This window comes from Pseudoclavibacter sp. AY1F1, assembly GCF_002931075.1.
GTDB lineage: Bacteria > Actinomycetota > Actinomycetes > Actinomycetales > Microbacteriaceae > Pseudoclavibacter.
Genome location: NZ_PSTQ01000003.1, coordinates 303,781 through 326,681, shown reverse-complemented (window position 1 = coordinate 326,681; position 22,901 = coordinate 303,781). Strand labels below are relative to the sequence as shown.

22 protein-coding genes are annotated in these 22,901 nt (G+C 66.2%); 4 read left to right on the top strand and 18 right to left on the bottom strand.

What is annotated here, in order from left to right; translation table 11 throughout:
* Positions 1-33 precede the first annotated feature (33 nt).
* Together C5B85_RS07760 and C5B85_RS07755 are read left to right on the top strand one after the other, a co-directional pair.
* Complete coding sequence (locus C5B85_RS07760) at positions 34-993, top strand: nucleoside hydrolase (protein ID WP_104285428.1); 960 nt, start codon at positions 34-36, stop codon at positions 991-993.
* A 111-nt stretch (positions 994-1,104) separates the two neighbouring features.
* Positions 1,105-1,524, top strand: a complete 420-nt coding sequence (locus tag C5B85_RS07755) for a cytidine deaminase (protein WP_104285427.1) — start codon at positions 1,105-1,107, stop codon at positions 1,522-1,524.
* Positions 1,525-1,621: 97 nt separating this feature from the next.
* On the opposite strand, the gene C5B85_RS07750 is transcribed toward C5B85_RS07755, so the two are convergent.
* From C5B85_RS07750 to C5B85_RS07670, 17 genes are all read right to left on the bottom strand, one after another.
* Positions 1,622-2,599, bottom strand: a complete 978-nt coding sequence (locus tag C5B85_RS07750; RefSeq protein ID WP_181064330.1) for a nucleoside hydrolase — start codon at positions 2,597-2,599, stop codon at positions 1,622-1,624.
* A gap of 65 nt (positions 2,600-2,664) precedes the next feature.
* A complete protein-coding gene (locus C5B85_RS07745) occupies positions 2,665-3,339 on the bottom strand; it encodes a substrate-binding domain-containing protein (protein ID WP_104285425.1) in 675 nt (224 codons plus the stop codon).
* Complete coding sequence (locus C5B85_RS07740; RefSeq protein WP_104285424.1) at positions 3,336-3,974, bottom strand: class II aldolase/adducin family protein; 639 nt, start codon at positions 3,972-3,974, stop codon at positions 3,336-3,338. The genes C5B85_RS07745 and C5B85_RS07740 overlap by 4 nt, the downstream gene beginning before the upstream one ends.
* Positions 3,971-5,191 (bottom strand): 3-oxo-tetronate kinase, encoded by a 1,221-nt coding sequence (otnK, locus tag C5B85_RS07735; RefSeq protein ID WP_104285423.1) that lies wholly within the window; start codon positions 5,189-5,191, stop codon positions 3,971-3,973. The genes C5B85_RS07740 and otnK overlap by 4 nt, the downstream gene beginning before the upstream one ends.
* Complete coding sequence (locus C5B85_RS07730) at positions 5,188-5,856, bottom strand: hypothetical protein (protein ID WP_104285422.1); 669 nt, start codon at positions 5,854-5,856, stop codon at positions 5,188-5,190. The genes otnK and C5B85_RS07730 overlap by 4 nt, the downstream gene beginning before the upstream one ends.
* Positions 5,853-6,659, bottom strand: a complete 807-nt coding sequence (locus C5B85_RS07725) for a hydroxypyruvate isomerase family protein (protein WP_104285421.1) — start codon at positions 6,657-6,659, stop codon at positions 5,853-5,855. The genes C5B85_RS07730 and C5B85_RS07725 overlap by 4 nt, the downstream gene beginning before the upstream one ends.
* Positions 6,656-7,648, bottom strand: coding sequence for a phosphoglycerate dehydrogenase (locus C5B85_RS07720; RefSeq protein WP_104285420.1), 993 nt, complete (start codon positions 7,646-7,648; stop codon positions 6,656-6,658). The genes C5B85_RS07725 and C5B85_RS07720 overlap by 4 nt, the downstream gene beginning before the upstream one ends.
* Positions 7,645-8,430, bottom strand: a complete 786-nt coding sequence (locus C5B85_RS07715) for an NAD(P)-dependent oxidoreductase (protein WP_104285561.1) — start codon at positions 8,428-8,430, stop codon at positions 7,645-7,647. The genes C5B85_RS07720 and C5B85_RS07715 overlap by 4 nt, the downstream gene beginning before the upstream one ends.
* Before the next feature lie 25 nt (positions 8,431-8,455).
* The gene (locus C5B85_RS07710; protein WP_104285419.1) at positions 8,456-9,220 is read right to left on the bottom strand and encodes an MBL fold metallo-hydrolase; all 765 of its coding nucleotides are present in this window, start codon (positions 9,218-9,220) and stop codon (positions 8,456-8,458) included.
* A gap of 73 nt (positions 9,221-9,293) precedes the next feature.
* Entirely contained in the window at positions 9,294-9,959 is a 666-nt protein-coding gene (locus C5B85_RS07705; protein ID WP_258070650.1) for a GntR family transcriptional regulator, read from the bottom strand.
* Between the two features lie 171 nt (positions 9,960-10,130).
* On the bottom strand, positions 10,131-10,931 hold the full coding sequence (locus tag C5B85_RS07700; RefSeq protein ID WP_104285418.1) for an HpcH/HpaI aldolase/citrate lyase family protein: 801 nt from the start codon (positions 10,929-10,931) through the stop codon (positions 10,131-10,133).
* Complete coding sequence (locus C5B85_RS07695; RefSeq protein WP_104285417.1) at positions 10,916-11,701, bottom strand: fumarylacetoacetate hydrolase family protein; 786 nt, start codon at positions 11,699-11,701, stop codon at positions 10,916-10,918. The genes C5B85_RS07700 and C5B85_RS07695 overlap by 16 nt, the downstream gene beginning before the upstream one ends.
* Before the next feature lie 66 nt (positions 11,702-11,767).
* Complete coding sequence (hpaD, locus tag C5B85_RS07690) at positions 11,768-12,940, bottom strand: 3,4-dihydroxyphenylacetate 2,3-dioxygenase (protein WP_104285416.1); 1,173 nt, start codon at positions 12,938-12,940, stop codon at positions 11,768-11,770.
* Positions 12,941-13,008: 68 nt separating this feature from the next.
* Positions 13,009-14,505: a 5-carboxymethyl-2-hydroxymuconate semialdehyde dehydrogenase gene (gene hpaE, locus C5B85_RS07685; RefSeq protein WP_104285559.1), complete on the bottom strand. Its 1,497-nt coding sequence runs from the start codon at positions 14,503-14,505 to the stop codon at positions 13,009-13,011.
* 39 nt (positions 14,506-14,544) lie between these two features.
* Complete coding sequence (locus tag C5B85_RS07680) at positions 14,545-15,255, bottom strand: GntR family transcriptional regulator (RefSeq protein ID WP_104285415.1); 711 nt, start codon at positions 15,253-15,255, stop codon at positions 14,545-14,547.
* Positions 15,252-16,757 carry a fumarylacetoacetate hydrolase family protein gene (locus tag C5B85_RS07675; protein WP_104285414.1) on the bottom strand — a complete coding sequence of 502 codons (1,506 nt, stop codon included), beginning with the start codon at positions 16,755-16,757 and terminating at the stop codon, positions 15,252-15,254. Before C5B85_RS07675 ends, C5B85_RS07680 begins: the two co-directional genes overlap by 4 nt.
* Before the next feature lie 121 nt (positions 16,758-16,878).
* Positions 16,879-17,580 carry an IclR family transcriptional regulator gene (locus C5B85_RS07670; RefSeq protein ID WP_104285413.1) on the bottom strand — a complete coding sequence of 234 codons (702 nt, stop codon included), beginning with the start codon at positions 17,578-17,580 and terminating at the stop codon, positions 16,879-16,881.
* 151 nt (positions 17,581-17,731) lie between these two features.
* On the opposite strand from C5B85_RS07670, the gene C5B85_RS07665 reads away from it, so the two are divergent.
* Together C5B85_RS07665 and C5B85_RS07660 are read left to right on the top strand one after the other, a co-directional pair.
* The gene (locus C5B85_RS07665) at positions 17,732-19,606 is read left to right on the top strand and encodes an FAD-dependent monooxygenase (protein ID WP_104285412.1); all 1,875 of its coding nucleotides are present in this window, start codon (positions 17,732-17,734) and stop codon (positions 19,604-19,606) included.
* Positions 19,607-19,687: 81 nt separating this feature from the next.
* Positions 19,688-21,070 (top strand): MFS transporter, encoded by a 1,383-nt coding sequence (locus C5B85_RS07660; protein WP_104285411.1) that lies wholly within the window; start codon positions 19,688-19,690, stop codon positions 21,068-21,070.
* 96 nt (positions 21,071-21,166) lie between these two features.
* Here the strand turns inward: C5B85_RS07660 and C5B85_RS07655 are convergent, their stop codons facing one another.
* Positions 21,167-22,858, bottom strand: coding sequence for a thiamine pyrophosphate-binding protein (locus C5B85_RS07655; protein WP_104285410.1), 1,692 nt, complete (start codon positions 22,856-22,858; stop codon positions 21,167-21,169).
* Positions 22,859-22,901: the final 43 nt, after the last annotated feature.

Genomic DNA, 22,901 nt, shown 5'->3' with positions numbered 1-22,901 from the left:
CACAGATACAGGCACCACACAAAGAACGGAATCATGGAACGTTTCATCATCGACACTGACCCCGGCATCGACGACGCCGGAGCGCTGTTCTGGGCGCTCGCAACGGACAAGTTCCACGTCGAGGCACTCACAACCGTCTTCGGAAACGTCAACGTCCAGAAGGCAACCGCCAACGCACGAAAGATCACGCACCTGTCGGGTCGCGTCGAGCTACCGATCTGGGTGGGCGCTCCCCGCCCGCTCGTTGGAGAGCCGAACTTCGCCGAGCATATTCACCGTCCGAGCGGTGTTGGGTACTGGGAATACCCCGATCCGGCCCCCGGCACCGACGGCCCTACCGAGGCCGTGCAGAACATGATCGACCTCGTCATGTCAAAACCGGGCGAGATCAGCATCATGGCGCTCGCGCCTCTCACAAACGTTGCTCTCGCGATCTCGCTAGAGCCGAAGTTCGCTGAGAACGTTCGCCGCATCATCTACATGGGTGGGGCAGCGCTCACGTGGGGCAACGCCTCGCCCGTGGCCAGCGCGAACATCTTCAACGATCCTGAAGCTGCCGAAATCGTCGTGCAGTCGGGTGCGAAGCTCACACAAGTTGGTCTTGACGTGTGCCGCAAGTTCTCGGTCACCCCCGACCGGGTCGAGAAGCTGTGGGCGTCAGGTTCACCTATGGGCCGCGCACTGTGCGAAATGATCGGGTACCCCGACCGTCACCAAGACACCACTGAGATGCCCGAGTGGAAGAGCGAGGGCATGCACCTCAACGATGTCCCATGCATCGCTTACGCCATCAACCCGAGCTGGTTTGAGGCGCGTCACCTGCGCGTCGACGTTGAGCTGGACGGCAAGCACACCCGCGGCCAGACCGTCGTCCAGATGGTTGACCGCTGGGGTGGCGTTCCCAACGTTGACGTGCTGATGGACATCGACGCGGCGGCCGTCGCGGATGCGCTCGTCGAGGCCGTCACCGCATTCGGAACCAGCAACGAGTAAAACGGACCGCTGCACCCCCGAGTGTGGCCAGCTGCGAAAGCCTTCGGCCGTGGATCTTCTCCACAGTCGAAGGCTTTCGCTCTTGTCCCGTGTAACTAAGAAAGGTACGGAATGACTCACGAACTCCTTCCCTCAGATGCGGAACTCATCGAGGCCGCGTCCGCCCTCCTCTCGCGCGTGCACGATCCGAGCACCGTGCGGGTTGCCGCCGCCGCACGCGGCGTCTCGGGCGCCGTGTATCTCGGCGTGAGCCTCGCCACCCCGCGCGTCAAGGTGTGTGCAGAGAGCAGCGCGGTCGCCAATGCGAAAATCGGCGGCGAGGAAGCCATCACCACAATCGTTTCCGTCGGACTCGGAGTTGACGATGTTCCCCACGTCATCAACCCGTGTGGCGTGTGCCGTGAACTGATCCCGAAGTTTGGTCACGACCTTCGTACGCTCATCGACACGGGTGACGGTGTTGTTGCCGCAGCGGCGCCCGTGGAACTGCTGCCCATGCCGTGGATCCGCGCGCGCTCGTACGAGGACTAGGACAAGCACCAGGACCAGGACCAGGACCAGGACCAGGACCAGGACACAGAGAAATGCCCCTGAACTCGCGTGAGTTCAGGGGCATCCTTGTTCCGCGTCAACGCCAGGGCAGTGGGCGGCGCAGGGTTTCGCCGATCATCTCCAGTACGCCGTCAAAGTCCATATCCACCACGACGCGGTGCCGCGGACGGGGGTCATCCTTCACGGCATGCACGCCGGCCAGGTAGCGATCACCCGTCGCCGGATCCTGGAACGTCTGCAATGGGCGCTGCACAGAAGCCGTGATCAGATCAGGGCGCAGGAGTGCCGCGACGGCCATGCTGTCGTTGATCCCCATGACGCGCTCATCGTCCGGCTGCGGGTAGGAGCGACTGTAGAAGCCTGCGTAATCCGCACTGATCTTGGTGATCAGGCCGGCGGGTGCGTGCCCCGTTGACTCCGCGATCTCGAGGAAGAAGTTCTCCGGAACGAGCGCCTGGCGAGTCACGTACGGGCCGCACCAGGTCACATCGCCCTCGTGTGCGGCGACTGCTTCAGCCGCGTCGATGTCGAACGTCACATTGGGGTCGCGCGAGACGCGGAAGCGGCGATCAGCCCACGGTTCCGTGTCACGGTAAAGCGCAGGCCCCAGCGTGCCAACGATCGTCGTGCTGCGCAGCTTCTGCACCAGATCCGGTTCACTCTCCAAGGCCCGAGCAAGGTTCGTCTGCGGGCCGATGGCGAGGTAGTCGATCTCTCCCGGGTACTCGCGCACAAGATCGAGCACAACTTCGACGCCGTTCGGCTCAGTCGCAACCGAAACCTCGGGGCTCAATCCAGTATTCCCGAATCCGTCTTCGCCGTGGATGCCCGGGTTCAGACGCAGCTCCTGCTTCACCGGAACATCGCTGCCGCGGTACACCGGAACATCGCTGCGCCCGCACGTGTCGAGCACGTATCGAGCGTTGTCTGCTGCGCGTTCGCCCGTGCAGTTTCCGAAAACGCTGACCACCGCAAGGATTTCCACCTCAGGGTCTGCGGCGAGCAACATGATCGCCAGCGCGTCGTCAACACCCGTGTCAGTGTCGATAATCACTTTTCTCTTCGTCATGATCCCTAACTTTCCGCTGCGTCGGCGCAGCAGGTTGTGAGTGTGAGGCCTTATGGCGCGCTGAGTCCAACACTTGCGAATGCCGCTTGCGCACGCGCTTCAGTGAGCGTCGCCGAGAATGCCCGAGCGGATGCAGGGGCAGACACGCCCACACCGATCGCGAAGGCACCGTACGACTGCAGCGCGTGCGGAATCGGAGCCACCACATGCTCACCTTCCACAGAACGCAACTCAGCTATCTGCTGGATCGCGACGTCTGCGCGACCGTCAATCACGGCTTCTACGGTGAGGCCTGCGGGGAAACGCACGGCACGCTCGTCGACAGCATCGAGCAGGTTCCGCTCACGCAGCACATTCATGAAATGGATGCCGCTGGCGCCCGAGAGCGTGTACGCCACTCGAGACTCACGGAGGTATTGGAGAAACGCCTCTTCGGTGTCTTCCGAGGGTGCGGGTGTCTGCGCCAGTCGTGCGAATCCGACGGCCGACACGGCGATGTCTGCAACGGTGTCGGCATCAAGAATCCCCTGAGCCGCGAGCTCATGCGCGGAGGACGAGACACCCAAAAAGAGGTCAGGGCGGTCCCCGCCGGCGATCTTCTCGAGCAGCACGGTCGTTGGTTCAAACGTAGCCACGATGCGCTCGCCGGTCGCGGCCTCGAACGCCGGGATCAGTTCGTCAACGAGCGCCTGTCGAACGACGAGTCCGCTGTACAGGGTGATCATGCGTTGGGCTCCTGAGGGGTCGGGGACTGCAGTGCAGCGAGGTTTTGCGCCGTCAAGGGAGCCGTGCGCATCCCGGACGTGAGGAAGAAGATCTGGGCGGTGTGTTCGAGTTCTTCGAGCGCATCCAGCGCGGAGTCCAGATCTACGCCAGCTATCACGGGCCCATGATTACGCAATAGCAGTGCGTGCGAGAGCGTGGCAGCCTGCTCAACGGCAGAAGTCGCCGCCTCATCTCCCGGCGCAAAGTAGGGCAACAGCTGTAGCGGCGCAACACGCATCCCGTAGTACGCCGTCAGCGGTGGGAGTGGCTCATCGTGATCAAGATCTGCCAGGCAGGCGAGCGCTGCGGCATGTACCGAGTGCGTGTGCACAATGGCTTGGGCCGCCGGACGAGCCCGGAACACGGCAAGGTGCAAGAAGGCCTCTTTGGTCGGTCGAGGGCCGTCGAGATGGCGTCCATCGGCATCGAGCACAGACAGATCATTGGCCGAGACATCGGCCAGGCTCACACCGGTCGGCGTGACCAGAATGCGGGCGCCTTCGCGCACGGCCAGATTCCCCGTGCGACCGTGGGTGAGACCGCGCCGGTGGATCGAGTGCGCAACTCGTTCGACGGTCTTACGGAGCTCGATCATGATTGGCGCCGTCCAGCTACATCGGTAAACATGTCGACGTCGCCAAAGTTCCCTGACTTCAGTACGAGGTGCACGTCTCGGGCAACGTCGTGAACCCAGGGAGCCCCTACGGCGGCTTCCTCCCCGACGACAGCAACGGTTGTTCCCAGTTTGCGAATCACAGCACCCGACGTTTCGCCGCCGGCGATGAGCATTCGCTGAACGCCGCGCTGAGCCAGGCCGTCGGCGACGATTCCGGCCACCTGTTCGTACAGTTCACCGGCCCCTGGGAGCTCGTTCTTGCGTTCTTCGGCCGATCCGGAGGAGTAGATCAGCGCAGAGGTGTCTGCGGGCTGGTTGTCCCACCACGTCAACGCCGCCTCAGCCAGCTCTGCTGCGCTCTGGCCCCGTTCTGCGATGACACGATGCGAGGATCCACCCGCTTTCTTGAAGGCGGCGATCTGCTCGAGCGTCCGCCCTGAACAGCTTCCCGCGATGATCGCGGTGCGTCCCACTGGCGGCGCAGAAACGGTGCGTCCTGACGCGACTTGTCGCCCCGCAATGGCTCCGATCAGACCGGCGGATCCGGCCGTCAGTACGGCGCTGTCTACCGCCTCAGCGATGACGGCAAGATCGGCGTCGGTAACCGCGTCTGCGATCGTGTGCGCCACGCCTGTCCTTTCGGCGTCGGCGATCGTGGCGCGCACCGCGGCCACTCCATCTCGAACGGCAGAAAGCGGCAGGGTCGAGACCGAGCCCTGAACCTGCGGGGTGAGCAAGCACACGAGGTTTGAGTCACGCATCGGCGTGATCGGGTGGTGCGCCATGTGCGTCTCGTGCAGCGGAACATCGAAGACATACAGATTGCCGTCATCCACGGTACGCCCGTGGATCGGGGCCGCCGGGGTCGTCACCACTGTCGACACTCCCAGAGCCTGCGCGACGGCCTCCGTGATGGGACCGATGTTGCCCTCGTCCGTTGAATCGAAGGTCGAACAGTACTTGACGTAAAAGCTCGTGGCACCAGCGTTTTGCAGTGTGCGCAACGCCACCAGGCTCGCCGCTACAGCGTCGGCCACCGGGATCGACCGGGTCTTCAGACCGATCACGATCGCGTCAGCATCTCCCGTGACAGGAGCCTCTGCGTTCAGCGCAAGCAGTGTTCGCAGGCCCTCGCGACTGAACGCTGCAGCCACATCGGTTGCGCCCGTCACATCATCAGCAATCACGCCGATCATCGTGGTGATCCGTCGATCACGTCGCGCAGACGCGCTGCAGCAACACTCGGGCCGTCAAGCACGGGCACGGTGGTGTTCTCGCGGAGCGCTTCTGCAGCGGGGGCAAGCGAATACTGGGCGAGTACGACGACGTCGTAGGCCTCCGAGACCTCGGCGATAGCCGCAGCCAGGTGAGCAGCCAACTCAGGGGTGGCGAGCGGTTCAGACGCGGCGGGAACCACGACGGAGTGGATGTTCGTCGTGGTGCCTGCCGCGGCGAAGACGGCGCGCAGGCGCACGGTGCTGTCTGCAGCCGCCGAATCTAGAGACGCCACAAGAAGAACATTGGCGGGCGCGAGCGACACGGTCTTTTCGAACAGCGGGCCGTCCGCAGAGAACACGCCAACACCGTCGATTGCGGGGTCGCGATGGTCGGCGCGCACGCCGTACTGAGAGCACGTCAGCAAGACACCGTCAGCGCCGCCGGCGAGGGCGGACTCGATGAGGATGTCCATGCGGGCCGCGAGCGGCTCCGTCATCTCCCCCTGCTGCTTCAGATCGGCGAGCAGACGGTCATCGAGAAGATTCCACACCGTGCTGTTCGGAATTGCCGCGCTCACGGCGGCTGCAGCCGGAGCAATTGCCAGCGGTGTTGCACTGATCAGGGCGATCTTCACGTCGTTCACCGGCGTATCCCTTCGATCCACTTGAGGCCTTCTCCGGTGTCGCCGACGGGACCGTACTCGCAACCAATCCATCCGGAGTAGCCGCTGGCAGCGATCCGCGCGAGCACGCGCTCGTACGCGATTTCGCCCGTTCCTGGCTCACCACGGCCAGGGTTGTCTGCAATCTGCACGTGCCTGACCAGTGGGGCAAGCCGTTCGAACCGCTCGATGACGTTTCCGCGATCGGTCTGCGCGTGGTACACATCGAACAGCACGCCGACGGTGTCAGGGCCAACGGCTTGCGCTACCGCTCCCGCCGTTTCCATCGAAGCCAAACCGTATGCAGGCTGCTCGCGCTTGTTGATCGCTTCGAGCACGATGCGAACCCCAGCGGCGCGCGCCTGAGAGGCGGCCCATCCAATGTTCGTGACGTAGGTCGCAAACGCAAGCTCTGGGTCCGCATCCGCAGGGCATAGTCCAGCCATCACGTGAACGATGGGGTTGCCGAGCGCATCGGCATAGTGCAATGCCCGCTCGACGCCCTCACGGAAGACGTCCTGAGCGCCAGGCACGTAGGCCGCGCCCATGACGGTAGCGGAACCGGCAGCGCCGCCAGGAGTGTTGATGAGCACCTGTGTGAGGCCCGCGTTATTCAGCAAGTCTCGCACGCGTGCGGCGGGCAGGCCGTACGGGGATGCAAATTCGACTCCGGTGAATCCCGCGGCCGCAGCTGCGTCGAATCGTGCGTCGAAGGGCAATTCGGTGAACATCCACTTGAGGTTGGCTGCCAGCCGAAGCTGCCCCCCCGATGTCTGAACGATCATGCGACGTCTTCTTTATAGGCTGGGTTGACCACGAATTGCGCATCGCCGCCCGTGAGCACGCTGATGACGTTGGCGGCCGCCATACGGCCAGACTCGCCACGAGCTTCGCGGGTTGCACCCGCGACGTGAGTGGTGGCCAGAATGCCAGGTGTGTGGAGCAGCGCGCTGTCTGCCGGCAGAGGCTCCTTCTCGAAGACATCCAAAGCTGCACCGCCAATCACTCCGGTGCGAACAGCCTCGACGAGGGCTACCTCATCGACGATGCCGCCACGAGCCGTGTTCACCAAGATCGCGTCGTTCTTCATGTGGCGCAGGCGATCTGTGTTGATCAGGTTGCGCGTCGATTCATCGAGAAACAGGTGCAAGGTCACAAAATCGGCCTGCGCCAGCACATCGTCAAGTTCGGCACGAGCAATGTTGTGTGCCGACGCGAATGCGTTGTCGAAGTACGGGTCGTAGGCGATGACATTCATTCCGAAACCTGCGGCAATCTTGGCGACGGCCTTTCCGATGGATCCAAGGCCCAGCACACCCAACGTCGCGCCGCGGAGTTCCCGGCCGGTGAGCTGCTGCCAGCTCCCAGACGCCAGGTTCGTGATGTTCTCCGGAACGCGACGGGCCACCCCCAGCATGAGGGCGAACACGTGTTCGGCGACGGCCTGGCGGTTGGCGCCCGCCGTGACGCACACGGGAATGCCGTGGTTCGTCGCTGCGGCAACGTCAACACTGTCGTACCCGACGCCCGTCCGAACAACGATCTGCAGGTTCGGGGCGCTGGCGAAATCGCTCGATGTCAGCGGTTGTGTTCCCGCGATGATGGCGCGTGTCGAGGCGAGGAGCGCACGACGCTCTGCAGCCGGGAGGGCCGCAAGGTTGGGTTCGTGGTGCGTCGCCAGACCGGAACCACGCAGCAGGGCGTCGACGTCGTCGCCGGGGTTCAGAAAGGCAGTCGTGATCAGTACATCGTGGGACGTGGTGTTTTGGCTCACCAGATTCCTCCTTGATACTCGGAAGCGGTGAATGCTCCGCCGTGATATTTCGGTGCGGGAACACTGTGATCAACGTTCTGCGCGTGTTCCGCCGCATTGTCCTGCGGGGTGAATCCGATGGCGGCCCAACCTGCCTGCGCGTTCCACCAGCCGTCGGCATTTGCCGAAACGCCGTAGACAACCTGGCATCGCACTGGGCCGTTTTCGATCGCGCAGCGGGTCAGCTCGATGCCATCTCGCCAGCTCAGCCAGAGCGCAAGCTGGCGCACATCCTCAGGGGCAGGTCGAAAGGTTCCGATGCGCAGCAGGACCGACTCAACCCCCCACTTGTCGGAGTAGAGGCTCGCCAACGCCTCGCCAAAGGCTTTCGAAACGCCGTAATAGGTATCTGGACGAATCGAAGCGGTTTCGTCGAGACGTTCGGAGGCTGGATGGAAACCAATGATGTGGTTCGAGCTGGCAAAGACCACGCGGCGCACCCCAGCGAGGCGTGCTGCCTCGTAGACGTTGTAGGTGCCGTCGATATTGGCTTCGCGGATGCGCTCAAACGACTCTTCGTCGGCGATAGCTCCGAGGTGCACGATAACGTCGATGCCCTTGACCGCCGTCTTCAGAGTTTCGAGGTCGCTGAGGTCACCTACGACGACCACTTCGTTGGCGAAGAGGGGTTCGACGGGTTCCTTGCGCACGTAGAGGACGACGCGTTCGTAGCGTCCAGCGAGTCCTTCACGAATCACGCGGCCCATGCGGCCAGCGCCTCCGGTATAGAGGACAGAAGTCATCATTGTCCTTTCATGCAGCATCGACTCAGCCGATGCTGCGGTCGCTCTCGGGGCTCAGTGCGTCGGCAAAGAAGCTGATCTGTGCGCGCTGTTCTCGGAGGCGTTGCACCTCGCCGTTGATGAGGTTGAGACCGACATCGTGACCAGGCAGCAGCGTCGCGCTGGTCTCGGTCAGGAGAGAGCGCAAGCGATGGATCGTGCGCGTGCTTGCGTCTGCGTCCATGGTCGAGTCGACGCGCGCAGTTGCCAGCTCGTGAATGTTCTTCACCGAGTCCCCGGCGAAGAGGAGCGGTCGCGCAGCGCGCTCAGTGAAGAATGCCAAATGATGGGGCGTGTGACCAGGGGCCGCAATCGCATGGATTCCTGGCAGTATCTCTTGCCCAGGGCTCATCCGTTCGACGCGCTCCTTGCGGCGAATAAGTTCCTGCACATGCAAGTCAGGGATGAATTGGGTTCCGGCTGGCCGCTCTGCGGCCCACTTGAGTTCGTGCTCGCCCACCCAGGTGACAGCGTTGGGGAACATCGTGAAGTTTGCGACGTGGTCCCAGTGCATGTGAGTCAGCACGATATCTGTAACGTCGGCCGTTGTGAGGCCGAGCCGTTCGAGTGACTCGTGGATCAGCGGAATGTAGGCCGGCTGACCCGCATCGATGAGGACACGGCGCGCGCCATCGTCGAGCAGCCAAAGACTGCTCCAGCCAAACGCACCGTGTGTGGTGGACTTGCCGGGGAATCCCTCAACGAGTGGGTGAGCGGTGTAGTGCCCCGCAGTCTCGTATGCCTGTGCCATGAACCCTCCAATCCAATACTATTCACTATAGTATTGGATTGTCTCTCCATTTGTCCAGGGTCTCGCCACTGAATTAGCTACCCAGGAGTCGCTCCGTCGCACCGAGAACGTGCAGACGCATCGCCTCGGCGGCAGCATCCGCATCACTTGCCGCCAGCGCATCGAAGACCGCGCTGTGCTCAGGTGCAGCCTGACGTGCGCCCGTGCGACCAAACTTGGAAAAGAGCCGGAACCGCTGAATCTGGCCGCTGAGCGCCGCATACGCGAGCGCCAAGAACTGGTTGCCTGACTGTTCCGCGATCAGGGTGTGGAAGCGGTTGTCCGAGCGCCAGTACATGTCAAAACCCTCGGTCTCCATGTCTGCTGCATCCGCCGAGCGCTCAAACTCGTTCATGGTCTCGCGCAACGCGGCAAGAAACTCGGGCGTGCTGTGCAGCGCGGCGTCATGCGCGAGTTGGGGCTCCAGGACAAGTCGCGCTTCCTTCAGCTGCTCGACTTCGGCGCGCGTCATCATGGGTGCGACGCGATATCCGCGAAGCGCCTCACGTTGCACAAGGCCGGTGAATTCCAACCTCGCGAGGGCCTCACGCAGCGGCGTCTGGCTGACGTCGAACTCACGCGAGAGTGCACCGATGTTCAGACTCTCACCCGCGCCGCGCTCACCCGACATGAACTGGTGCAGCAACACGTCGTGCATCTGATCGGCGATCGGTCGCCTCGTCGACTTACGCTCGGCCACTAGCTCTCCCCTGCGTCAATACCCTCAATCAGGTTTGAGCCTACCGCCCGCGCCCTGTACCGCCTGACCGGCTGTCTATCGCGACGCGATGTGTCGCATGCAGTAAGAGTGGCGACGACGGGTGAGGTCGAAACCGCCCTCCGTCCACCCGGGGCATTCTCGTGCGATTGATCAGTAGGAGCTACGGTGTTCCGCGTCGTCGGAGATGAACGTCGCGGCGAGGTGCTCAGAGGCGCGCGCCACGAGGGCGACGTCGGCGCCCACCAAGACGAAGCTCACACCGGCCGCGACGTAGTCGCGAGCGGTCTGCTCATGGAACGCATTCACGCCGACGGGCTTGCCCGCATGCACAACACCCTCGAACGCACGACGAACCGCCGCGACGACCTCGGGATGCGTCTGCTGGCCGAGCAGCCCCATCGAGGCCGCGAGGTCGCTCGGCCCGACGAACACGCCCGCAATCCCTGGCGTAGCCGCGATCTCGCGCGCGTTGTCGACGCCTTCAGAAGTCTCGATCTGCACGAACACCGCGACGTGCGCGGCCGCGTCCTGCAAGTAGTTGTCGACCCGGTTCCAGCGGGCCGAGCGGGCAAGCGCGCTGCCGACGCCGCGTCGCCCGGCCGGCGGGTAGTGCGCCGCCTCCGCGACAGCCTGCGCTTCTTCGCTCGTCGACACCATCGGCACGAGGATGCTCTGCGCGCCGAGATCAAGCACCTGCTTGATGATCACGGGATCAGCGGACGGCACGCGCACGACGGGCGTCACCGGGTAACCGGAGACGGCGTGCAGCTGCGACAGCACCGACTCGAGGCCGTTCGGCGCGTGCTCCATGTCGATGAGCACCCAGTCGAGGCCGGAACCCGCCATGATCTCGGCCATGACGGGTGAGCCGGAGCACACCCACCCGCCGTACAGCGCCCGCGGCGAGGCCTCGATGCGCTCGCGCAGCGTCTGGTTCAGATGAAGCGACATTCGATGACTCCCATCGGCCCGAAGTCGCAGCGCACCTCGTCGCCCTTGGACACCCACATCGGACGAGTGAAGGAACCCGCGAGGATCGTCTCCCCCGCCTCCAACCGCGCCTCGTGCTGGTGGAACTTGCGTGCGAGCCAGGCGACACCAGTCGCCGGGTGGCCCATGACCCCGGCGGCGACGCCGGTCTCCTCAATCTCGCCGTTGCGGGAGAGCACACCTGGCACCCACCGCAGGTCGATCTCGTCCGGCCGCTTGTGGACGTCGCCGAGCACCATGGCGCCGTAGGCAGCGTTGTCGCTGATCGTGTCGACGATCGTGCGCCCCTCCAACTCGATGTGCGAGTTCAGCACCTCGAGTGCCGGGACGGCGTAGTCGATCGCGTCGAGCGCATCCTCGAGCGTGCAGTCGGCGCCCTCGAGCGGCTTCTTCAGCACAAACGCGAGCTCGACCTCGATGCGCACGTTCGAGAAATCGTCGAACGGGATCTCAGCCCCCGACGTATACACGGTGTCGTCGAACATGACCCCGTAGTCGGGCTCGGTGATGCCCGTCGCCTGCTGCATGGCCTTCGAGGTGAGCCCGATCTTGCGCCCCACGAGGGTGCGGCCGGCCGCCAGGTTCTGGTCGCGCCACACCCCCTGGATCGCGTACGAGTCCTCGATGGTCGCGTCCGGGTAGCGCGCCGTGATGCGAGGGATCACGCCGCGCGTGCGGGACGCCTCAGACAGCTCGGTCGCGATCTCGGTGATCTTGTCTTGCGGGAGCATTCGGATTCTCCGATCCTTCGAAACTGCGGATACGCGGGGATGCGCGGGGATGCGCGGGACGGCGACCTACAGCTGGTTGCCGAGCTTGTACTCGCCCTGCTTCCAGGCGGGCATCGCTTCCTCGTCGTCTGCGCGCGTGTAGGAGAACCCGTCTGCACCGATCGTGACAGCCATCTCGGAGTCGTCGCTGCGGGCGACGACCGGCTGCGGGTTCCCGTCAAGGTCGAGCACAAGCGAGCCGTCCGTGTACCAGGAGGGCACGACGGGGTTGCCCCACCAGTCGCGGCGCTGGTTGTCGTGGACATCCCACGTGACGACGGGGTTGTCGGGGTCGCCCGTGTAGTAGTCCTGCGTGTAAACCTCGACGCGGTGCCCGTCCGGGTCGCGCAGGTACAAGTAGAAGGCGTTGCTCACGCCGTGCCGGCCCGGGCCTCGCTCGATCGCATCAGAGCGGCGCAGCGCACCGAGCTTGTCGCAGATGGCGAGGATGTTGTGCTTCTCGTGGGTCGCGAAGCACACGTGGTGCATGCGCGGGCCGTCCCCACCGGTCATGGCGGTGTCGTGCACGGTGGGCTTGCGGCGCATCCACGCCGCGTACACGGTGCCTTCCTCGTCTTGGATGTCCTCGGTCACGCGGAACCCGAGATCCTGCATGAATTTGACGGCGCGGGGAACGTCGGGGGTGATCTGGTTGAAGTGGTCGAGCCGCACGAGCTCGCCGGGGATGTGCAGGTCGTAGCGCCACGACATCCGCTCGACGTGATCCGACTGGTAGAAGAACTCGTATGGGAAGCCGAGCGGGTCGACGACCCGCACCGAGTCGCCGATGCCCTTCACGAAGCCCGTCTCCGAGCGGCGGACGTCGCAGCCGAGCTCGGTGTAGAACTCGACGGCCCGGTCGAGCTCCTCGGGGCTGCGCACGCGGTAGGAGAACGCGGCCACCGCGGCGACGGGCCCGAGGCGTAGCACGAGGTTGTGGTGGATGAACTCCTCCGTCGAGCGGAGGTAGATCGCCTCATCGTCTTCCTCGGTGACGTAGAGCCCAAGGATGTCGACGTAGAACTCGCGCGACGCGGCGAGGTCCGTGACGATCAATTCCATGTAGGCGCACCGGAGGATGTCGGGAGCCGGCGTCGACGGCGTAGCGATCGCGTTCGCGGTTTCGATGGGTGCTTCCTGCGAGACGAAGAAGCCCGAGGAGGTCTTCGTGCCCCGTGGGTCGACGGTGTCTGTAGTCATTTCAGCGTCCTTGCGTGAGATGCGTGTGGGTGAAGTGTGGCGTGCGGCGAGGGCAGCGCGCTCGGCGGCTACTGCTTGCCGAACGTGGGGTTGTGGGGTGCGCCGAGCGTGATGTGCACGCTCTGCTGGTCGGTGTAGAAGTCGATCGAGCGGTAGCCGCCCTCGTGGCCGAGGCCCGACGCCTTGACGCCACCGAAGGGGGTGCGCAGGTCGCGCACGTTGTTGCTGTTGAGCCAGACCATGCCGGCCTCGACGGACTGCGAGAAGTTGTGCGCGCGCTTGAGGTCGTTGGTCCAGATGTAGGCGGCGAGCCCGTACTTCGTGTTGTTGGCGAGGGCCAGCGCCTCGTCGTCGGAGTCGAACGGCGTGATCGAGACGACGGGGCCGAAGATCTCCTCCTGGAAGATGCGGGCATCCGGCGAGACGTCGGCGAAGACCGTCGGCGAGACGAAGTTGCCGGTCGGGAAGCCCTCCGGGCGTCCACCGCCGGCGACAAGGCGCCCCTCGGTCTTGCCGAGCTCGACGTAGCTCATGACCTTCTCGAAGTGCTCCGGGTGCACCAGCGCGCCGACCTCGGTCGACTTCTCGTGCGGGTTGCCGACCTTGACACGCGTCGCCTGCGCCGCGTACTTCTCGACGAACTCGTCGTAGACCGACCGCTCGACGAGGATGCGGGAGCCTGCCGTGCAGCGCTCGCCGTTGAGGGAGAAGACGCCGAAGATGCAGGCGTCGATCGCGGTGTCGAGGTCGGCGTCGGCGAACACGACCGCGGGGCTTTTCCCGCCGAGCTCCATCGAGAGCCCCTTCAGGAAGGGGGCGGCGTTGGCGAAGATCAGCTGGCCCGTGCGGCTCTCGCCCGTGAAGGAGATGAGGGGCACGTCTGGGTGCTTGACCAGCGCGTCTCCGGCCTCCTCGCCGAGCCCGTTGACGAGGTTGAAGACGCCCTTCGGCAGGCCGGCTTCCTCGAAGATGCCAGCCCACAGCGACGCGGAGAGTGGCGTGAACTCGGCCGGCTTCAGCACCACGGTGTTGCCGGTGGCAAGCGCGGGGCCGAGCTTCCACGACTCGAGCATGAACGGCGTGTTCCAGGGTGTGATGAGGCCCGCGACGCCGATCGGCTTGCGGTTGACGTAGTTCATCTGGCGGCCTGGCACCTTGTAGGCGTCGTCAGCCTGCGCGACGATGAGGTCCGCGAAGAAGCGGAAGTTCTCGGCGGCACGTCTCGCCTGCCCGAGCGCCTGGGTGATCGGCAGACCGGAGTCGAACGACTCGAGCTCGGCGAGCCGCGCATCCCGCGACTCGACGATGTCGGCGATGCGGTGCAGGATGCGCGCGCGGTCGCGCGGAATCATGCGCGGCCACGGGCCTTCCTCGAAGGCGGTCTTCGCGGCGGCCACGGCGCGCTCGATGTCCTCGCGCTTGCCCGCCGCGGCGTGCACGTAGGTCTCGTTCGTGACTGGGTTGAGCACTTCGAACGTGTCGCCGTCGATGGAGTCGACGAACTCACCGTCGATGTAGTGCTGGATCTTCGCTGGCAGGTCTGCGGGGGCGTACGTGTCGGTCATCATCGTCCTTACTCTCCGGGTCTGAATGGTGTGTCGTGGCTACGCGTGCGTGGCCGGCGCGGTGCGCCGAGCCTCGAGGAACGCGTCCCTCGTACGAAGTCGGTGGTTTCGTGCCGTGGTCTCGAGCTCGAGCGCGTCGGCACCCTCGCGGATGAGCCGCAGGATCTGCGTGTGCTCCTCGACGGAGCGCTTCGCCCGGTCGGGAACAAACGCGAAGGTCGAGTCGCGCATCGAGGAGAGGCGTGACCAACCGCGCTGCACGAGGTCGAGCACGTGGGGGTTGGGGCAGGGCTCGAAGAGCACCGAGTGGAACTGCCGGTTGAGCTCCGTGAAGGCGTGCGGGTCGAAGTCGTCGAGGAGGCTGATCATGCGGTTGTTGATCTCCTCCGCCCGCTGCAGGTCTTCCGGGCCGAGCAGCGGGGCGGAGAGCGCCGTCGCGAATCCCTCGACGAGCCCGAGCGTCTCCATCGTGTGGGCGTACTCGGAGGCGTCAACCAGCGCGACGCTCGCGCCGACGTTCCGCTCGAAGGTCACGAGCCCCTCGGCTTCGAGCCTGCGGACCGCCTCGCGCACCGGGACCACGCTCATCCCGAGCTCGTAGGCGATCGGCGAGAGCACCAGGCGGAAGCCGGGGCTGTAGGCGCCAGAGCTGATGCGCTCACGCAGCCAGGCGTACGCCTGCTCCGACTTACTTCCCTGGTCGGGCGCGGTCGCCGTGCCCGATGCTGTCTGCTGGGCTGTGCCGCTCATCGCCGTGCCTCCTCGTTGCTCTGATCTGCGACGTGCTGCTCAGTCTGTGCCTGCTCATATCTGGCTCGCCACTCGGCGTTCATGGGGAAGAGCCCGTCGACCGGATGCCCCTCCGCCACTCGTTCCGCGATCCAGGCGTCTTCCGCCTCCTGCGTGAAGGCCGCGTCTGCGACCTCCTGCGCGAGGGCGGGCGGGATCACGATGACGCCGTCTCCGTCGCCGACGATGATGTCGCCCGGCTGCACGGTCGCGCCGCCACAGGCGATCGTCACGTCGAAATCCCACGGCACGTGGCGCCGCCCAAGGACGGAGGGATGCGCGCCGCGCGAGAAGACGGGGAGCCCGATCTCTACGACCGCGTCGTAGTCGCGCACGCCGCCGTCGGTGACGACGCCAGCCGCTCCGCGGGCCTTGGCGCGCAGGGCGAGGATGTCGCCGAGCGTGCCAGATCCCGTCTCTCCCCTGGCCTCGATGACGATGACCTCACCCTCGCCGACCGCGTCGAACGCCTGCTTCTGCGCGTTGTAACCGTTGCCGTGGCTCTTGAAGAGATCCTCGCGGCCCGGCACGAAGCGGAGGGTCTTGGCGACCCCCACGAGCGAGAGGCCTGGGCGGTTGGCGGCGACGCCGTCGATGACGCACGCGTTGATGCCGCGCTTGCGGAGCTGCGCGGAGAGGCCGGCGGTCGGGATGGTGGCGAGCTTGGCGCGCAGCTCCGGGGAGAGCGCTGGGCCTGCCGGCTCGTCCGCGTCCTCGGGCGGCCCGGCCGCTTCGCGTGACCCCCAGGCCTCGGCCCGCTGATGGTCATCGACGGCGGGAAGCGAACCGAGGGCGTCGTCGAACGGGGCCTCGCCCTGCGTGACGGTCGTGACGAGACGGCCACTGGAGGGCACGCCGTCGATGGTGGGTGCATCCACTTCGACTTCGACGACGTCGCCGGGCACGATGACCGACGAGCCTGCGGGGGTTCCCGTGAGGATGACGTCGCCCGTCTCGAGCGTGAAGTGCTGGGAGAGGTCGGCGACGATCTGCGCGAGCGGGAAGAGGAGGCCCGCGGTTGTGTCGTCCTGGCGCAGCTCCCCGTTGACCCAGGTGCGAACACGCAGCGCCGCGGGGTTGATTGATCGGGCATCAAGCAGCTCAGGGCCGAGCGGCGTGTAGCCGTCGCCGCCCTTGGAGCGCACGTTCGAGCCCTTGTCGTTGGCGCGCAGGTCGTAGAGCCCGAGGTCGTTCGCCGCGGTGACGGATGCGATGTGCTGCCAGGCGTCCGCTGCGCTCACTCGGCGCGCTGGAGTCCCGACGATCAGGGCGATCTCGCCTTCGAAGGCGAGCAGCTCACCTCCCGCGGGCCGCTCGACTGTGGCGCCGGAGGCAGCGATGGAGCTCGAGGGCTTGAAGAAGTACGAGGGATGCGCGGGGCGGCGACCCCGCTGGTCAGCGCGAGACGCGTAGCTGAGGTGGATGGCGATGATCTTCCCCGGCTGGGCGATCGATTCCGTCATTGCTGGCCTCCTTGCGAGCGGACGCCGCAAGATCACGACGTATTTGAAATCGTATAATATCTAATCCTGGTCAGCAACCCCCACCAGAAAACGACTCCACTCGCGCGGGCGCCTGGGGCGCTCAGCCGTCGAGCGCCCGCCGCAACGCCTGCGCCGCGAGCAGCAGCCGGGCCGCGATCACGGACTCGTCGGCGTCGGACACCACATGGACCACGGCAAGCGCGGCTGGCTGCCGGCCGCGGAGCGCGAGCGGAACGGCCACGGAGCGCAGCGTGGGGACAACCTCGTCGTGGCTCGTTGCGTAGCCCGCAGCCCGCACCGCATCGACCGCAGCGAGGAGCTCGTCATCCGCCAGCTCCGAGAGCTCATCGCGCCCGAGCTGCGAGAGGATCGCCTTTCCGGGCGCCCCGGCCGTGACGCGGTGGCGAACACCGGGGCGCTGCGCGACGCGCGCCAGCGCCCGCGTCGGCTCGACGCTCACGAGGGTCACGCAGTCCGCGTCGTCGCGCACCGCGAGGAACGCCGTCATCGCCAGCTCGTTCGCGACCGCGGTGAGCTCCGGCAGCGCGGCACCCTGCAGGTCGCGCGAGACTCCCGCCGCGAGCGCCGCCATCTTGGCACCGAGCACGACGCTGCCCGCGGGCGTCCGCGTCACCAGCCGGTGGTCCTCGAGCGTGCGCAGGAGTCGGTACGCAACCGAGCGGTGGACCTCGAGTCGTGAGGCGAGCTGGTCGATCGTGAGGGGAGCATCCACCTCGGCCAAGATCTCGAGGATTCGGATGCCGCGGCTCAGCGTCTGTGAGGCGGGTGGTGGGGTTGCCATGAAGCTCCGTCCGGATGTGATCGCACCGCGATCCTTGCACGACGTGCGACTTGTGCTTACGATCAGTTCGCAAGCAGAACAGCGTGTTCTATATTAGAACGTGCGGCCCGGCCTTGCCACCGACAATGACGTCCGGAAGGAACCGACCACGATGCAGTTTCACCACCACGGGTACGTCTCCGGAGACCCGCGCACGCTCCCGGCCGCCGGAACCGGCCTCGACCGCCCAGCTGATCTCCCCGACCAGGTCGACGTCCTCATCGTGGGTTCCGGCCCCGCCGGCATGCTGCTGGCCGCGCAGATGTCGCAGTACCCAGGCATCACGACGCGGATCATCGAGCGCCGGGAAGGTCGCCTCCCCCTCGGCCAGGCCGACGGCATCCAGCCCCGCAGCGTCGAGACGTTCCAGGCGTTCGGGTTCGCTGAGCGCATCCTCGCCGAGGCCTACAACATCGCGTACATGAACTTCTGGAGCCCCGACCCCCAGAACCCGGGGAACATCGTGCGCACCGCCCGCACGGAGGACTACGCGCTGCAGATCAGCGAGTTCCCGCACCTCATCGTCAACCAGGCGCGCGTGCTCGACTACTTCGCGGAGGCCGCCCAGCGGGGCCCCGGGCGCATCGCGCCCGACTACGGCGTCGCGTTCGACGGCCTCACGGTGCACGAGGACGGCGACTACCCGGTCGAGGTGCGGCTGCGCTCCGAGACGGATGCGCGCGAGTGGACGGAGCGCACGATCACGGCGAAGTACGTGGTCGGCTGCGACGGCGCCCGCAGCCGGGTCCGCGCTGCGATCGGACGCAAGCACGTGGGCGAGCACGCTGCGCACGCGTGGGGCGTCATGGACGTACTCGTGAACACGGACTTCCCCGATTGGCGAACCAAGTGCGCCATCAACTCGGCCGCTGGCAACATCCTCCACATCCCGCGCGAGGGCGGCTACCTCAGCCGCGTGTACGTCGACCTCGGCGAGGTCCCGGAGGACGACAACCACAACGTCAGGCAGACGACGATCGAGGCCACCATCGGGAAGGCCAACCAGATCCTGCACCCGTACACGCTCGACGTGAAGGAAGTCGCCTGGCACAGCGTCTACGAGGTCGGCCACCGCGTCACCGACCGCTTCGACGACAGCGAGGACGACTCCGAGCTCACGCCCCGCGTCTTCCTCACGGGCGACGCCTGCCACACGCACAGCGCCAAGGCCGGCCAGGGCATGAACGTCTCCATGCAGGACGGTTTCAACCTCGGCTGGAAGCTCGGCTCGGTGCTCACCGGCCGCAGCCCGGAGACACTGCTGCGCACCTACTCGGCCGAGCGACAGCCGGTCGCACAGCAGCTCATCGACTTCGACCGCGAGTGGTCCTCGCTCATGGCGCGCAAGCCAGAGGAGATCTCCGACCCGCGCGAGCTCGCCAACTACTACCTCGCGACCGCCGAGTTCCCGTCCGGGTTCATGACGACCTACGGCGCATCCGCTCTTGTGCAGGACCCCACCCACCAAGCCCTCGCCCCGGGGTTCCCGCTCGGCAAGCGCTTCAAGTCGGTCGAGGTCGTGCGCACCTGCGACGGCAACGTCGTCCACCTCGGACACCACGCCAAAGCCGACGGGCGCTGGCGCATCTACGTCTTCGCGGATGAAGAAGGCTCCGCCGTCGAGGCCTGGACCCAGGCGGCGACGCCCGTGCTCGCGAGCTACACCCCAGCGTCCGCAGACAGCGACTCCGTCTTCGACACCAAGGTCATCTACCAGCAGGGGTACGAAGCGATGGAGGTCACGGCGGCCCCGGCACTGTTCCTCCCCCAGACGGGGCCCCTCGGGCTCACCGACTGGGAGAAGGTGTACGCCGCCGGCGCGAGCGCTTGGAGCGACTCCGACATCTTCGCGGAGCGCGAGATCTCCCGCGACGGCGCCGTCGTGGTCGTACGGCCAGACCAGTACGTCGCGGCGATCCTCCCCCTCGATGCCGTCGATGAACTGGACGAGTTCCTCAGCGGCTCGCTCCTCAAGCCGCACAGCTGACCCCTCTCCCCCTGCCCCTCCCCTGCGACATCGCCGCCGCGCCAACGCGCATCCCCCATCCACGCCACAACGGAGTGACACATGCCAAAGCAACCCCCGACGCCCCACCTCACCCAGACGGGCACCATCGCCCTCACCACCGACCGCAGGCGCGTCGCCTTCGCCACGATCGTCGGCACCACCGTCGAGTGGTACGACTTCTTCCTCTACGCCTCCGCCGCCGGGCTCGTCTTCGGGCAGCTCTTCTTCGCGCCGGCAGGCCAGGAGTTCGCCCAGATCATCGCGTTCGTGAGCGTCGGCATCAGCTTCCTGTTCCGACCACTCGGCGCCTTCATCGCAGGCCACCTCGGCGACAAGTACGGGCGCCGGCTGGTGCTCATGCTGACCCTCATCCTCATGGGCGTCGCGACAACGCTCGTGGGACTCCTCCCGACATACGAGAGCATCGGCCTGGCAGCGCCGGTCCTGCTGATCCTCCTGCGCATCCTGCAGGGCATCTCCGCCGGTGGCGAGTGGGGCGGCGCGGTGCTCATGGCCGTGGAACACGCCCCCAAGACGCGGCGCGGGCTCTTCGGCGCGGCGCCGCAGATCGGCGTGCCCCTCGGCCTGCTCCTCGCCTCCGGCGTGCTCGCCCTCATGACCGTGATCGCACCAGGCGACGCGTTCCTCGAGTGGGGCTGGCGTATCCCGTTCCTCTTCAGCGTCGTCCTCATCGTGGTCCGCTACTACGTGCGCCGCAAGGTCGAGGAGAGCCCCGTCTTCACCGAGATCGCGGCGCGCAAGGAGCAGACGACGGCCCCCATCGTGCAGCTCTTCAAGAAGCACACGCCGCTTGTGCTTGTCGCGGCTCTTGTCCTCGCCGGCAACAACGCGGTCGGCTACATGACCACAGGCGGGTACATCCAGAACTACGCGACCGACCCGAGCGGTGCCGTCGGCCTCGAGCGCGGTGAGGTCCTGTGGGCTGTGACGGGGTCGGCGGTGACGTGGCTCATCTTCACCGGGCTCTCCGGCTGGGTCTCCGACTTCTGGGGCAGGCGCAACACCTACATCGTCGGCTGGATCGCGCAGCTTGTCGGCGTTGCCGCCCTGTTCCCCCTCGTGAACACCGGCAACCCGTGGCTGCTCTTCCTCGGCCTCGCGGTGCTCACAGTTGGCACCGGATTCACCTACGGCCCGCAGGCCGCGCTCTACACGGAGCTGTTCCCCGCATCCATCCGCTTCTCTGGCGTCTCCATCACGTATGCGATCGGCGCGATCCTCGGCGGGGCGTTCGCTCCCACGATCGCCTCGGCCCTCGTGCAGGCGACGGGAGGGACCACGGCGGTCGCCTTCTACCTCGGCGGAATGACGCTCATCGGCCTCGTCGCGACCCTCCTGCTGCGCGACCGCAAGGGCATCCCGCTCGGCCCCGACCACGAGGAGGAGCAGGCCAAGAGCCCCTTCGTGCTCTCGAGCAAGTAGCCGCACGCCGCAGACCCCGTCAAGACGCCGATCGCCCGTCCACCGCTGAGGTGGGCGGGCGATCGTCGTCTGCTCCGGATGAAGGGCAGCTGCGAGCTACGCGCGGATGGCCTCGCGCAGGCCCATGGCCTCGACGTCGAGGCCGAAGACCTCGTCGAGGATCTCAACCTGGTACGGCGCGACGATTTCTCGCGAGATGCGGCAGTCGAGCAGGAACGTGCCGTGTGCGCCGGCGCGCAGCCAGTCCTCGAAGGGGGCAAGATCGGCCCAGCTGCGGATGATGCTCGAGGCTGCGCCCACGCCCTTAGCGATCTGCGAGAAGTCGACCTCGTCGATGAGCATCGGAGCCTGGTCGAGGCCCTGGCGCCCGTACTGCTGCACCTCGGCGTTGTAGGCGGCGTCGTTGTAGACGACCACAACAGCGCTTCGGGCGGCACGCACGAGCGAGTCCAGGTCGGCGATGCCCATGAGCCCGCCGCCGTCGCCCGTCGGCACCACCAGGAGGCTCTCCGGGCGCGCCCTCGCCGCCCCCGGCGCGCTCGGGAAGCCGAGTCCGATCGATTGGAACGCCGTGCCCACCATGGTCACGCTGTCCGGGCGCGGCACGGAGAAGTGGGTGGACGCCCAGCCGATGAAGTGGCCGCCGTCGCTCGCGAAGTGGCGGTCAGCGGGGAGCATCCCGTTGAGGGTTGTCGCGAGGCCACGCGGGTCAAGCCGTCCGTCGTCCGCGAATTCCGCGCCGAGCGGCCGGTCGAAGTGCGCGCCCGCGATCTCGTCGCGGTTGATGCCAGCCCAGCGGTCGCCGGCAACCGATGAGGAGCGACCCGAGACGGCGCCGAGCAGCGCCTGCACTGCGTCGACCGCGTCGGCACGGACATACTCGTCAACACGAGCGTGTGTCGCCTCGTCAAGCACGTCGATCTGCACGACGTGCGCTTCCGCCCCGAGCAGGTTCCCGAACGCCATCGTGAACTGGTTCAGGGATGCCCCCACAACCAGCACCACGTCGGCCGAGCGCGTGTGCGCGAGCGTCGTCTCGCTGGAGAACCCGCCAGCCACACCGAGGTCCAGGGGCAGCGCTCGGCCCTCGAAGAAGCCGCGGGTGGGGGCGGACGCGACGCTCAATGCGCCGAGCTCGTCGGCCAGGTCTCGCAGTTCGGCGCGAGCCTGCAGAGCGCCGCGGCCGGCAAGAATCAGCGGTCGCCGAGCGCTTCGCAGGCGTTCCGCAACGCGCTCGACAGCTTGAGCATCCGCCTGCAGCCGCTCGACGGCGAGTGTGGGCGCCCACACTTCCGGCTCGTCGGTGGATGCGGTGGGCAGGTCGTACGGCAGCGCCAGCACCACGGGTGTCCGGTCCGCGACGGCGAGCCGCATCGCGGCCAGCGTCGCCGCCCCCGGCGCTTCCGCCGTGACCTCGATCGTCGGCACGCCGAGGGCCGCGGCAAGCGCGGTCTGATCGACATCCCACGGCTTCCGGCCCGTCGTGCGGGGAGCCCCGGCGACGACCAGCATCGGGGTCCGCTGCATGCGGGCATCCGCGAGGGCCGTAAGCGTGTTGGTGAATCCGGCGCCGTACGTGACGCTCGCGAGCGCCAACTGCCGGGTGATGCGCGTATACGCGTCGGCGGAGGCGACCGTCGCGACCTCGTGCCTCACGGTCGTCAGGTGGACGTCGGTGAGCCGCGAGATGGCGTCGAGAAGATAGGCGTTGCCGTTGCCCATGAGGGCGAAGGCTTCAGAGATGTGGGGGGCGATTGTCGTGGCGATGCGTTCGACAACAGAGGTCATGAGGGTGCTCCTGAGTCATACCGGTGGGATTCCGTGTATGTCT

Bases quoted from the DNA above. Each gene is read 5' to 3' on its own strand.
- C5B85_RS07755 (WP_104285427.1), top strand. From the start codon at position 1,105: ATGACTCACGAACTCCTTCCCTCAGATGCGGAACTCATCGAGGCCGCG.
- C5B85_RS07675 (WP_104285414.1), bottom strand. From the start codon at position 16,757: ATGACGGAATCGATCGCCCAGCCGGGGAAGATCATCGCCATCCACCTC.
- C5B85_RS07745 (WP_104285425.1), bottom strand. From the start codon at position 3,339: ATGATCACCCTGTACAGCGGACTCGTCGTTCGACAGGCGCTCGTTGAC.
- C5B85_RS07710 (WP_104285419.1), bottom strand. From the start codon at position 9,220: ATGGCACAGGCATACGAGACTGCGGGGCACTACACCGCTCACCCACTC.
- C5B85_RS07655 (WP_104285410.1), bottom strand. From the start codon at position 22,858: ATGACCTCTGTTGTCGAACGCATCGCCACGACAATCGCCCCCCACATC.
- C5B85_RS07740 (WP_104285424.1), bottom strand. From the start codon at position 3,974: ATGATCGAGCTCCGTAAGACCGTCGAACGAGTTGCGCACTCGATCCAC.
- C5B85_RS07715 (WP_104285561.1), bottom strand. From the start codon at position 8,430: ATGACTTCTGTCCTCTATACCGGAGGCGCTGGCCGCATGGGCCGCGTG.
- C5B85_RS07660 (WP_104285411.1), top strand. From the start codon at position 19,688: ATGCCAAAGCAACCCCCGACGCCCCACCTCACCCAGACGGGCACCATC.
- hpaD (WP_104285416.1), bottom strand. From the start codon at position 12,940: ATGACTACAGACACCGTCGACCCACGGGGCACGAAGACCTCCTCGGGC.
- C5B85_RS07680 (WP_104285415.1), bottom strand. From the start codon at position 15,255: ATGAGCGGCACAGCCCAGCAGACAGCATCGGGCACGGCGACCGCGCCC.
- hpaE (WP_104285559.1), bottom strand. From the start codon at position 14,505: ATGACCGACACGTACGCCCCCGCAGACCTGCCAGCGAAGATCCAGCAC.
- C5B85_RS07695 (WP_104285417.1), bottom strand. From the start codon at position 11,701: ATGCTCCCGCAAGACAAGATCACCGAGATCGCGACCGAGCTGTCTGAG.
- C5B85_RS07760 (WP_104285428.1), top strand. From the start codon at position 34: ATGGAACGTTTCATCATCGACACTGACCCCGGCATCGACGACGCCGGA.
- C5B85_RS07665 (WP_104285412.1), top strand. From the start codon at position 17,732: ATGCAGTTTCACCACCACGGGTACGTCTCCGGAGACCCGCGCACGCTC.
- C5B85_RS07700 (WP_104285418.1), bottom strand. From the start codon at position 10,931: ATGTCGCTTCATCTGAACCAGACGCTGCGCGAGCGCATCGAGGCCTCG.
- C5B85_RS07725 (WP_104285421.1), bottom strand. From the start codon at position 6,659: ATGATCGTTCAGACATCGGGGGGGCAGCTTCGGCTGGCAGCCAACCTC.
- otnK (WP_104285423.1), bottom strand. From the start codon at position 5,191: ATGATCGGCGTGATTGCTGATGATGTGACGGGCGCAACCGATGTGGCT.
- C5B85_RS07670 (WP_104285413.1), bottom strand. From the start codon at position 17,580: ATGGCAACCCCACCACCCGCCTCACAGACGCTGAGCCGCGGCATCCGA.